Source organism: Flavobacterium sufflavum, from assembly GCF_004016525.1.
Lineage (GTDB): Bacteria > Bacteroidota > Bacteroidia > Flavobacteriales > Flavobacteriaceae > Flavobacterium > Flavobacterium sufflavum.
Window position 1 is genome coordinate 504,573 of record NZ_SACJ01000001.1, and the last position, 12,602, is coordinate 517,174.

Sequence of the window (12,602 nt, forward strand, 5' to 3'; positions counted from 1 at the left end):
TTAAAATTTGTGAGCTATAAAAGAAGAAATGCCTGAAATTTATCAGGCATTTCTATAATTTTAAAATTTATTGTAATGGATCGAAAGTACCTCCCCATCCTTTAGTTTGTTGAATATACGGAGCAACATTAAGCAAATCTTGATAGATACCAAAATAATAATACTCCGGATACCATGTAAACTTCCAGTTATTCGTTGTTGGATCAAGATTATCTCTTTCAACAATATCAAAATAATTAGTATATAAATAATCCATATAAGCATCATTATTAGCAATTACAGTACCTGGATTTTTCCCTGTTGCTGGAATTGTATAAGGAAAAGTAGGTTCTCTGTTAACAATTGGTGCAACTCCTGCAGCATTTGCAATGAATGGATCTACTGATGCATGCACATATTTAGTTCCATCTGTTTTTTTGGCAACTATATAATATGCTGTTCTTCTTGTACCATTTAAAGGTGCAATACCTAATCTAGTAGTAGTTCCTGCTGTATTATCAAACAGTTTCCAACGTCTTAAGTCATAAAATCTTTTACCTTCATAAGCAAACTCAATTTTTCTTTCATTCAATACTGCTGCAAAATGTTGATCTCTTGTTGTAACATTAGCCAAACCATAATGTCCATCACCATTAGTAATACCAGCACGGATTCTTATTGACTCAATCAATGTTTTCCCTTCAGCTAATTTGTTAACACCAATTGCAGATTCTGCTAAATTCAGCACAACTTCAGCAAAACGCATCTCCATAAAATCAGTACCACTATATTGAAAACCACTTGCAGCAGCAGAAGCAGAAGCAGCCGTAGCTTTACTTAAATATATACCACTTGAATTAGCTCCTAGTGTTTCAGTAAATTTATTAGGCGCAACTGTTGAATTTGCAGGAGCTGTAGTATACCAACTGTAAGTCCATTGCTTAAAGTTGGTATTTTCAGCATACGGCCAAGCTGCTCCATTATAAACAAAAGTTTTATAAAATCTTGGATCTCTATTTTTATAAAACAATACTGGGTTGTAGGAAGCGTTTCCTACAATACTTTTCCCATCAGCCATCGGGAAAGCATCTACCATTTGCTTAGTCGGTGAAATTGATCCATTACCACCAGCCGTTTTGGATCGACAGGCTTTCTCCCAACCATTATTTTTTAAATCTGTAGCTGTAGAAGTATTAAATCCATATACAATAATCGCCTCAGGATTAGCACTTTCCTTAAACCACATATCTCCCCAAGCCTTACCATTGGCTGTACCTCCGGTAGTAAAAAGAGCTTTTCCTTCTTTTGTTTCTAACAACGTCTTAGCCTCTAAATTAGCATCATAAGCACGTTGCCATCTTGCTACATCATCATTAGGATTAAAAATAGGACTAGCCCATGTTAACAGAACCCTTCCTTTATAAGCAGCAGCTGCTCCACTTGTAATTCTGCCCCAATCTGAAGAAGCCCATGTTGTATTAGCTAATAATTCTTTAGCTTTATCCAAATCTGCAACAATTTGCTCTATACAGGCTGAAGTGGAACTTCTAGGCACTTCAAGTCCATCTCCAACAGTTTTTTCTGCAGTTAATACTAATGGTACACCTCCATAAAATTTTACCATTTCAAAATATTGATAAGCTCTCCAAAAATACATTTGACCTTTCAATGGATTTTTATCAGCCTCAGCCATCCCATAATTATCAATATTATCTAAAAATAGATTTATTTGCCTAATACGAGTATAGGTGTTATTTGTAATACTAGTTGGTAATTTAGAACCAAAATATGGTAAACAATGCGCATTGACAGGAGAAATACTTGTCCAAACTTTATTCCAATTGGTTTCACCTGCTAATTCATCTGTAGTCTTACTCCAAGTATCATTACCCCCGGTTGTAAGATCCCAAGTAAAAGCAGCTGCATTATTTGATGGTAATAAAGAAAAATAAATGTAATCTACATATTGTTTTGCATATGCTGGATCAGTAAAAACCTGATCATTTAGACCATTATAATCCTTTTTTTCAGTAAGAAAGTCATCACTACAACTTCCTAAAGTGAATACTGCCATAAGAGCTAAAACTCCTATCGATTTTATATATTTTATTTTCATAATCTTAAAGTTTATTAATCACTAATTAAAACCCAACATTTAACCCTAATGAAAATGTACGTAAACTAGGGTAATTATTGTAACTATTATCAGCTTCTCTATATGTATAAGGATTGTAAATTGTAAAAGGGTTTAAGGCAACTAAATTAAATTTACAACTACTCAAATTCAAAGCTTTTAAAACACCTTCAGGCAATCCACAACTCAATTGAATATTTCGGATTCCAACTCTAAATGGATTTACTCTCCAGAAAGTTGAAATAATACTGTTATTTGCTTCAAATGCTGGATTAGGCATTTTACCATCAGGATTAACATCTGCATCATAAATATCATTCCAAATAGAAACGGTATTATCTATAATTTGTGGAATTTTTGGCTTAAGCGATTTTCTTACACCGCTATCAATTTCAGACCAACCTCCCCAAGAGGCATAAAACACAGTATTCAAACTAAATGCCTTATAAGACATTCTTAGAGTTCCTCCAAGACTTATAGGTCTGTTATTACTCAATTTGATTTGATCATATTGATCGATTTTACCATCTGGAGCACCAAATGTTTTAGTCACAGGATCATAACTTCTTACGTCTTTATAATATAACATTCCTGGTCTAAGTTGTGCTGGTGTATATGTTGTATTCCCATCAACACTTGCTACAGAAGTAATGTTATATTTTGCTATATAAGCGTCTATATCAGCTTGATTTTTAAACATACCTAAATAATCATATCCCCATATTCCAATATTTGTTGATTTTCCAGGTTGAGAAGCAGTCCATGGATAAATTATCGAATCAAAATTCCCTTTAATCAATTTATTATCAGAGTATCCTGTACGTAAGTCAATTCCATATTTAAAGTCTTTACCTATCTTATCATTCCAACCTACTGAAAGTTCATAACCGTAGGTATCCATAGAACCAAAATTTTCTGCTGCCGGTGTACCTCCAATTGTAAAAGGGGTAGTAGTTTTATTTAAAAGCAAATTAGTCCCAATGTTATAATACATCTCCGTAGTTACAGATAATCTATTATTTAAAAACTTAGCATCGATACCAAAATTAGTTTTAATTTCATCACTCCATGTCGCATCAGGATTAGGAGTTGCTTCCATTTTTAATCCATCTGTACTTGCTGAATTGCCACCAAAAACAGCACCTTTATAAGTTTGGAAAGTATAACGTTGTCTCCATGCCCAAGCTTTTGTATCGTCTTTACCTAACAATCCAACCGAGTATCTTACTTTAAGAAAATCAATTACTGATGATTTAAAGAAATCCTCTTTAGAAATTACCCAACCAGTTGAAACAGAGTAAAATCTACCCCAATAATTAGCTGGCGAGAATTTAGTTGAAGCATCTGATCTAAATAAAACTTCTGCTAAATATTTATCTCCATAAGCATAATTTAACCTACCAACATATGCTAAATTTCCTGACTCGCTTTTATTGGTTGAACCATCTATAGTACCATTTGCAGTATTAAACTGACCATTTGAACCTGATAAAACTCCAGACTTCCAAACTATTTCATGATTAGCAGTTGCCTCAGATTTTTCTACAGAAAACAAACCACTTATACTATGTTTACCGAAATCTCTGTTATAAATCCCTGTAAAGTTGTATTGTTCTGATAAATCTTTACCATTATCAAAATACAGACGATTACCATTTTCGTAAAACTTAGATCTCACTGGCGCTGTTGTAATATCATCACTAAAAATATGACCATTAGCACCTAAACCTGCAAATTGATACAATGTATATCCAGTACCAAATTGAGAACCTCTAGAACTTCCCATATTTCTGGCATAAGATGCTCTAGCAGATAAACCTTTAATAAAAGAGAATTTATATTCTGTACTTAAATTAATAGTAGTTCTGCTTTCAGTAGTTTCAGTTAAATTGTTTAATTTTTTAATCTCTCCATAATGATAACGTTGATTTCCATCATTATTACCTAACAACTCAATTGGCACTCCATTCACATAATTTGGAATATATGGAACATGGAATAATAACTCATTGTAATCATTCTCATCATTTTCACCACCGATTTTATTAAAAGTTTTAGTTTTATCTGAATAATAACCTGAAATCTGCATACTTGCTTTCCAGTTACTTGATAGATTTAAATCTACCCCCGATCTAAAATTCCATTTATTATAATCTAAAGTTGTTAAATTACCATTTTGTTCAAAATAAGAAACTCCAGCGAAATAAGTAGCTTTTTCACTACCACCACTTACATTCAAATTATGACGCATATTATAGGAAGAAGACCATTCATCATCTAAAAAGGTGTTTTTTAATGTTTTAAAATAATCCATCTCGTCTTGTGAAAAGAAATACTGTGGATCTGTTGATGTTTGATTATACCCATTTTTCCCATTCATAATATTTACATATTGTCCAAATTCATAAGCATTTAATACTTTGGTTTGATAAATTTTATCATTAACTGCATATGAACCACTATATGAAAATCTAGGTTCTCCAACCTTACCTTTTTTAGTTGTTATAATCACAACTCCCTGTGCAGAACGCGCACCATAAATTGCAGCCGCAGCGTCTTTCAAAAATGAAATGCTTTCAATTTCAGATGAATCCAAATTATCAAACATTGTTGAATCATTTAAACCATCTGCTCCAATTTGCAAAACACCATCTATAACATATAAAGGATTTAAATTTCCTCCATCTTTAGCTAAACTATAAGGTTTACGAATTGTTAAACTAGATTTATTTCCAGGACGAGCTTCACCACCTGAAATTGAAACTCCTAAAATCCTTCCTTTCAATGCAGCCCCAACATCTCCAGATGGCAGATTTACAATCTCATCCATTTTTACAGACTCAACAGCGCCTGTAAGATGTGATTTTTTCTGTGTACCATAACCTACCACCACTACTTCATTCAAAGTAGAATTATCCTCTAACATAGTTATGTTAATTGCTGTAGCTGATCCTACTGTTTTTTCCTGGGTTTTCATCCCAATATATGAGAACTGTAACACAGCCCCTTTAGGAACCTGAATTTTATAAGAACCATCAATATCAGTCAAAACGGCGTGTTTAGTCCCTTTTTCAACTACATTAAGGCCTATGACTCCAAGCCCGTCTTTATCAACCACCTTTCCAGTGATGGTTGTATTTTGTGCAAAAGCTGTCAGACTCATAACGAACAGCAATACACTAAACACCATTTTAAATGTTTGTTTCATAAGTGTGTTTCTTTTGGTTAAAAAATTAATTGTTTAAGTTTGGTTTATTATTTCTATTGTAAGCTGAGAAATCAAAACTGCTAATCTAATCTTAAAAAGATTATTCTGTAAACGTTTACATTTTCAAAATCGAATGTAATTTTTTAATTTATTTACAAGCTAAGTAGATAAAATGTAAACGTTTACATTTATCAAAAGTAATAAAATTTTATTACACCACTATTTTTTATTTATTTTTTTTTAAGTTTATTTTAAGTTTTAGTGTTTTTTTTATGTTAAATTTTCATTATTCCAATATTTACTGGATTTTAACAAGTCTTTTAATGTGAAAACCATACGCTCATCTCCTTACTATTTCCATTACCCCAAGAGAAGTAAGGTACTAAACGTAAGAAAATCTGCTCTTTACCTTTGTTTAAAGGTTGGTATAACTTCTTATTCCATGAATTGGAATCCAAAAATCCTTCAGCAGTTATAGCAATAAGGCTTCTATTATTCTTTTGAATTGGTTCAATTTTAAAATCTGAATTAACATTCAACACCACATCATTAATAGAAGTTGCTTTAGAAATACCATCTGATTCCAGACAATAAACTAATGGTCCACGTTTTACCGCAACTTGATTTTTAGTCTCTTCAACCAATGGATTAGCTTCCATCAATTCCACCGGCATAGGGATATTCAAACTGATTACATCCCCCTTTTTCCATTTACGGACAATTTTCAAGTAAGTTCCAGAAACAGGATTGTTTTCTATCTTTTGACCATTAACTAAAACTGTAGCTCCATTACTCCATCCCGGAATTCTTAAAAACAGTGCATAATCTCCTTTTGGAGCTTTATCGATATTAATCGAAATTTCTCCATCCCAAGGATAATTAGTTTGCTGATGCAATTGAATTTCAGCTCCTTCTTCGGTTTTTGTATTCAAACTGCTGCTTCCATATAAGTTTACATACAGTCCTTCTTTAGCCAAACTATAAGCATAATTACTAACTTCGGCTACAGTTCTGGTAACATTGGGCGCACAGCAATTAGACAAGGCAATATAACCTTCGCGTTCATTGCTCCATCTTTGTTCGAAAGGCAAATCGACAGTTACAGTCAAAGGATTATTATAACAAAACTTATTTCCTTCTAAATTCATCCCGGACAACACACTATTATATAACGCCAATTCTAAAACATCGGCATATTTGGCATCAGCGGTCAGTTGCAACATTCTCCAGTTCCATAATACATTACCAATATTGGCACAGGTTTCAGTATGCGCTGTTGCATTAGGTAATTGAAATGGACGGCCATAAGCCTGATGTATTTTTTGCACTACTGTAGGATCATAAGAAGTTCCATCAGGAGAAACACCATCATACAAAGCACCACAAGCACCTGTAATGTACATTTTGCGATAAGCCACATCGTCCCAAATGGATTCTAAATTGTCCAATAATTTTTTCTCTCCTGTTTCGGCATACAAATCGGCGACACCGGCATATAAATAGTTGGCTCTTACAGCGTGTCCCATTGCAGTTGTTTGTTGTCTAAACGGAATTCGATCCTGATTATCATCAGTTCCATCTGCCGTAGTTCCTCTGATATCAATTAGGTTATTAGCCAATTCCAGATATTTTGGATTCTTTGTCGTGCGGTACATTTCGACAATCCCCATATAATGCGAAGGACAAATGGCATTTCGAGCCAACTCTGGAGAAGCTTTTTTATAAAAGTCATATAAAAAGTCGGCAACTCCTTTCGCAATATTCAAGAAATTAGTTTTCCCGGTGGCACGGTAATGCACACAGGCAGCAGTCATTAAATGCCCCATGTTGTACTTTTCGAAACCCAATTGTTTTTTAACTTCTTCCGGCCCTAGAGTTCCCCAACGTTCGTCAATTAAAACAGGAGTATGTAAATAACCATCTTTGCGCTGCACTTTAGCGAACAATGCAATGGCTTCGTCCATTTGTTTATCCAACTTTTTGTCTTTGGTAACAGCATAAGTTGCCGCCATTCCTTCAAAAATTTTATAAAAATCACCATCATGAAAAGAAGGCCCTTTGAAAGTTCCTTTTCTATTTCCAGCAGCTATTTCAAAATTGGCATAAGCATGAGAAACTTCATCATTATGATACAAATCCCACATAAAGGGCAAAGTTTCCTTATTCTCAACATTCAATTGCTCTTTCCAAAATCCATTGGTCCAATTCACATCCTGCAAACCAACACTTCTCAATTTAGAATACGGACTAGCCGAATTATCTACCAATCCCTTATTTTGAGCGAATGAAACAGTCGAAAAAAGTACGGCTGACAATAGAATAATGTTCTTTTTCATTTTATATTTTTTTTGAATCCACTTAAAAATTTTAACCGCAAATTCGCAAATTTAAAACCTATTCAAAGTTTTTAATTTGCGAATTTGCGGTATTTTTATTTAATAAATACGTTTATAGTACGGCTCATAGAATCCCCATCGGCATCTTTAACCGAGATTACAAAAGAAGCAAATCCTTTTTGACCTGCTGTAAACTGGATTTCTTTTCCTTTCAAAACTGCATTTCCATTGTTTATTTCCGAAAAAGTATACACTGGTTTTTTCTCATAACCTTTGAAAAAATCAACTGCATTAAGCACTACTTTTTCACCTGAATTTACAAAATAATGAGGTTGTGCCATCCAATTTAAATAATCTTCTAATTGTGTAAATCCACTTCCTGTACCTGCATTTGCATCAGCAAAATCTCCTGAAGCCGAATTTACGTTCAACCCTTTTGATTCTTCCCACCAGTTTGGCAATCCATCCTTATCGGTATCCCAATTAGCATTACGGTTTTCATTAGGATAATTCTCCCAACTTCCGGCATCGTCCTGATGATCAATCATTCCGCCTAAACCACTTTTACTTCCTTTATAAGTATAGGTCCCTTTAAGTGTTTCCTGAATAATTCTTTGATCATGGGTATCAAATACCGGTTGATTAGCACCAACATCTGACAATACATTTTTATAAGCAGCTTCCGCCGATTGTGTATTTACATACGATTCGAAAAATGGTTTATCTACATACGTTTCATAAGTAGCTTTATCTCCATTTGAATAACTCACCGTTCTTCCTTTCTCCTGATTTTTTACATTGAAATACCCCGGCATTACATTCCCATCAAAATAATATTGCTGTTTTCCTTTTCCAACACCTTCATGTTGTGCATTTAATGCAAAAAAGAAATTAGTCGAAGCTCCCGGTTTGTAATAATTATTGACAAAATTTACCTGATTAGCCCCACCGTCAGTAGCACGATGTCCCCAGTTGTAAACTACATTGTTACGAATATCAACTTTTCCTCCATAAAAACCATCGCCATTTAATCCGCCACCAATACTCCAGTTACGACCATAATTATGCGCTAATAAATTATGATGAAAACTACCTACATCACCACCAATAGTAGCTGCATAGCCATGCATTTTTCCTGCTCCGTATTTATCATGACCTGCAACATTTAAAGCCTCGGCAATTAAAGTACGTTGCAAACTGATGTTATGTGCTCCTCTTGAACTAAAAGATTCGTCAATAGTCCAACTAATCGAACAGTGATCAATAATACTATGATTGGCACCTGTTAATCCCATTCCGTCATAAGTAGTTCCGCCACCAATTCTAACTCTCAAAAATCGAATAATCCCATCATTTCCGGTTAACCCAATAGGTGCTCTACTAATCATGATTCCTTTTCCGGGAGCTGTTTGCCCGGCAATAGTTACAAATGGCTGACTTACCACCAAACGTGATTTTAACTGAATATTTCCTGAAACATTAAAAACAATGGTTTTTGGTCCTACTTCCTGCTCAACAGCATCACGCAAGCTTCCCGGTCCGCTATCATTTAAGTTGGTTACAGCAATCACTTTTCCACCTCTTCCTCCAATAGCAAAACGTCCATAACCTTCAGCACCCGGAAAAGCAATTTGGGCTGGTTTAAAAAACCAAACTTTTCCTTTAGTCACTTCCTTATTGGCATCGATTTCATCCACTCTCCAGTAATAACTTTTCAAATTATTAAGAACTGTATTATCAACAGTCGCTTCATTCTTTGTCAAATTGCCTTTGAATTCAGGCGAATTATGATTGGCTTCAGCCACTTTTTGTTCATTTTCCCCAAAATAAAAATCGTGGGAAACAGTTCCTTCAGGCGAATTCCATCCTAATTTAAAATCATTCCCTAATATCACATGTCCGTCATTATTAGCTGGTACTGGTGTATTGGCTTGCTTTTTTAGGTTTGGCAAATCCAATTCGAAACCATTAAGAACCACTTTTTGAATTTTCCCGGTTGCTTTTGCATCAGTTTCGAAACGGATAACAACATCTTTTCCGGTTTCAGCATTAAAATTAATATAAGAAGTAGCAGCCTGAATGGTAGCAGTTGCTCTATTAGTAGGCTGAATAGTTTGTGAAAAAACACCATTCACAGAAATCGAAACAGGGGCGTAATTAGCCAATTCAGGACTATCAAAAGTATTACTAAAAACCAACAGACTATGACGCCCTTTGGACAACCCACTGATTACCATTTCAACATTTTTATCAGCAACAATTCCATCACTTACCAAACGGGCGTAAAATGGCGCCTGCATTCCTGTTTTGTACCAGCTCGAATTAATCGCTCCTTTCAAAGTCACTTTTAGATCTCCAAAAGTTTTATCAAATTGAGTTCCTTCGCTTATAGGCCACGAAATATAATTAGGATCATTTACTTCTAAAGTTCTGCGTTGTGCCAAATCAAAATCGACTTTTACCGATTTACTAACCGGAATTACACTCTGAGTTTGCGCGCTACCACTCAATGTAAACGTTATCATTGCTCCTGCGCAAAAAGCAATATTTTTCACTATACTCATTGTTTTTTTATTTTAAATTTGATTTTTCCGTTAGACTTTTTCCTAACAGATTTATGATATCTTTCTCTCTCTCTTTTGGAAAAACCTTAAGAAAAGTTACTTTGCCTTTATCCATTTTTACTTCAACAGTTGTATTTTTTGGTGCGTGCAATTTAAAATGCACATCCCAGTCTGCCGGCCAGGCAGGAAAAATATAAATTTTATCTCCATTGCTTTGCAACAACATCTCCTGCATCCCAATCATTCCTGAACCTCCCCAATTGTGATCCGGCACCCAGTCGTAGCCCGGTCCCCAAAAAGCAGGAAATCTTCGGTCGGAATTAGCCATTTTTAACAAATTATATTTCGCTGCTTCCTCAGTCAAACCAAGTCTTGCCGCAAAAATATTATCCTGTTTCCAACCAACATGACTTCTAAACTTCAATGCATCCGTATCGTATTTCCAGGTATTCAGAGCGGTTTGCAAATCACTCTTCCCAAGACCCTGAATTCCCCATGGAAAAACAGAATACAACTGTGGCACTTCCGTATTATTGATTCTTTCCCAACTTTTGGCCGGAGCCAATGTTTTATGTCCGTCAAACTCCCTGAAATTCAAAGGTGGAATTCGGGTTTGAAAAGCTTTCAAATACTCTAAATCTTCCTTAGACAATTCTTTTTCAGAAAATTGTAATAACCTTTCAGTAATAACCTGCAAAGCCGAAATCGTACTGTTCGAATTATACGCCATCTTATAGGTTTCAGCTCCTGAACCCGGATACAAAATCAATTTTCCATTTCCGTCCAAGGCTTTTCTTCCTCTTTGTTTTGCCAAATACTGATAATGTTCATCAAAAAATCGAAGACAACTGATGATAAACGGATTGTATTTCTGAATATCTTCATTTGCATATTCTTTTTGCTGCAACATCATTTGACAAAACTCAAAAACCGTATCCCATTCGTATTCTAACCAGGCATTATATTCCATTCCCGGATCATAATCTTCAGGACGTTTCCAATCATACTCGGCAGGATTTGGCAATCCAAAATTTTCCAATTGCTCTGTAAAAGCTGCTCCTTTATGCTTCCAATAGACTTCACTACGCAATTCGGCATTTTTTTGCAAACCCAGATAGTAATCCAATTGGGATTTCATCATATCAAAATCGCCGCTTTTTGTCATCGGAAAATAAACCAATCGCTGGTTTTGTGCCGTCATGGTTCCTCCACCCCAATTCCTGAAATCAGGAGTAAAATTCAATTCCTTATTGGTATGCACTGGATCCACCGTAAAAAGTCCGCCGTTAAATTTAGTTGGATATTTTCCATACGCATTACATCCCAGCATATAACGAAACAATTGATAATTTTGACCGATTTGGTAAACCGAATCGTTTGTTGTTTTTCCTTTTTGAGTAAAAACGAAACTGCGATTCCAAAAATCATGCCACCAATTGATTGTTTTTTGCTCAGCCTTATTATTTTTTATTTTTTTATAGCTTGAAATCTGACTTTTCAACTCCTTCGTCCATAAACTCGCATCCATCGATTGATTTGTATGCAACTGGATTTGGAATTGCTGTTTTTTGGCTGCTTTTATACTCAAAAGTCGGTAGCCCTTGAAATCCGTATCCTGATAAATGCCGTTATAAGTCCCATCGGCTTTCAAATTACTTCCAAAAAGCTGCCCGCCAAAAGTAAGATTCGCAATAGGATTCATCATTTGGTCTTTTACCGATTCCATTTTTTGTTGCTTTACAGCCACATCAAAAACGGTATTTGCCCTGTTTCTATGATAAAACTGCACTGCGTTTCCTTCAAAAGAAATCGAATCTTTATAAGTGATAATATCGCCTTGCGGAGCCCATTTGTACGAATTGGCATTATTGGCCTTTCCTTTAGAATCCCTGTTTTTGTAACGCCAACTTTCATAAGCCACTTTCATTTCAGTTGGATTTTTGCTAACCACATCAACATGAATCACAGGATTAAAAACATCCACCCATAATTTTACTGAAGTTCCGTTTTGCGAAACCACAATAAAACCGTCTTTCAAGCTCAATTCCTGCTTAAAACCTTCATTATCCTTAAAAGGATTAGGGCTCAAACTCACTTTTATTCTTCCTAATTTCAATAAAGTATTGTGCTCATCAAATGTCCCCGATTTAGAAATATAAGCATACAAATCGCCTTTTTCTACCCACACATTCAAACCAATATCACCACCACCCAACGGCATCGATTCAGACGAATTATTGCTTTGGGTTTTCCAAACCTGATTGTAATTTTCAAGCGTGGAAATTTGCGCCTTGGCACAAAGCGTTATGAATAGAAATGATATGAGGATTAATTTTTTCAAATTTGATTTATTTACAATCTGCCTAATCTGCGTGCCAATT

The 12,602-nt window shown here is 35.0% G+C and carries 5 protein-coding genes; all 5 read right to left on the reverse strand.

What is annotated here, in order from left to right; translation table 11 throughout:
• Nucleotides 1-67: 67 nt before the first annotated feature.
• Entirely contained in the window at nt 68-2,095 is a 2,028-nt protein-coding gene (locus EOD40_RS01730; protein ID WP_128193171.1) for a RagB/SusD family nutrient uptake outer membrane protein, read from the reverse strand.
• Nucleotides 2,096-2,120: 25 nt separating this feature from the next.
• Nucleotides 2,121-5,321 (reverse strand): SusC/RagA family TonB-linked outer membrane protein, encoded by a 3,201-nt coding sequence (locus EOD40_RS01735; protein ID WP_128193172.1) that lies wholly within the window; start codon nt 5,319-5,321, stop codon nt 2,121-2,123.
• A 320-nt stretch (nt 5,322-5,641) separates the two neighbouring features.
• Nucleotides 5,642-7,657, reverse strand: a complete 2,016-nt coding sequence (locus EOD40_RS01740; RefSeq protein WP_128193173.1) for an aceric acid hydrolase — start codon at nt 7,655-7,657, stop codon at nt 5,642-5,644.
• Between the two features lie 95 nt (nt 7,658-7,752).
• Nucleotides 7,753-10,221: a pectate lyase family protein gene (locus tag EOD40_RS01745; protein WP_231129558.1), complete on the reverse strand. Its 2,469-nt coding sequence runs from the start codon at nt 10,219-10,221 to the stop codon at nt 7,753-7,755.
• Between the two features lie 7 nt (nt 10,222-10,228).
• Nucleotides 10,229-12,562, reverse strand: a complete 2,334-nt coding sequence (locus EOD40_RS01750; protein WP_231129559.1) for a DUF5703 domain-containing protein — start codon at nt 12,560-12,562, stop codon at nt 10,229-10,231.
• Nucleotides 12,563-12,602 lie beyond the last annotated feature (40 nt).

Excerpts from the sequence above, each read along its gene's own strand:
- EOD40_RS01730 (WP_128193171.1), bottom strand. The coding sequence starts at position 2,095 with ATGAAAATAAAATATATAAAATCGATAGGAGTTTTAGCTCTTATGGCA.
- EOD40_RS01735 (WP_128193172.1), bottom strand. The coding sequence starts at position 5,321 with ATGAAACAAACATTTAAAATGGTGTTTAGTGTATTGCTGTTCGTTATG.
- EOD40_RS01740 (WP_128193173.1), bottom strand. The coding sequence starts at position 7,657 with ATGAAAAAGAACATTATTCTATTGTCAGCCGTACTTTTTTCGACTGTT.
- EOD40_RS01745 (WP_231129558.1), bottom strand. The coding sequence starts at position 10,221 with ATGAGTATAGTGAAAAATATTGCTTTTTGCGCAGGAGCAATGATAACG.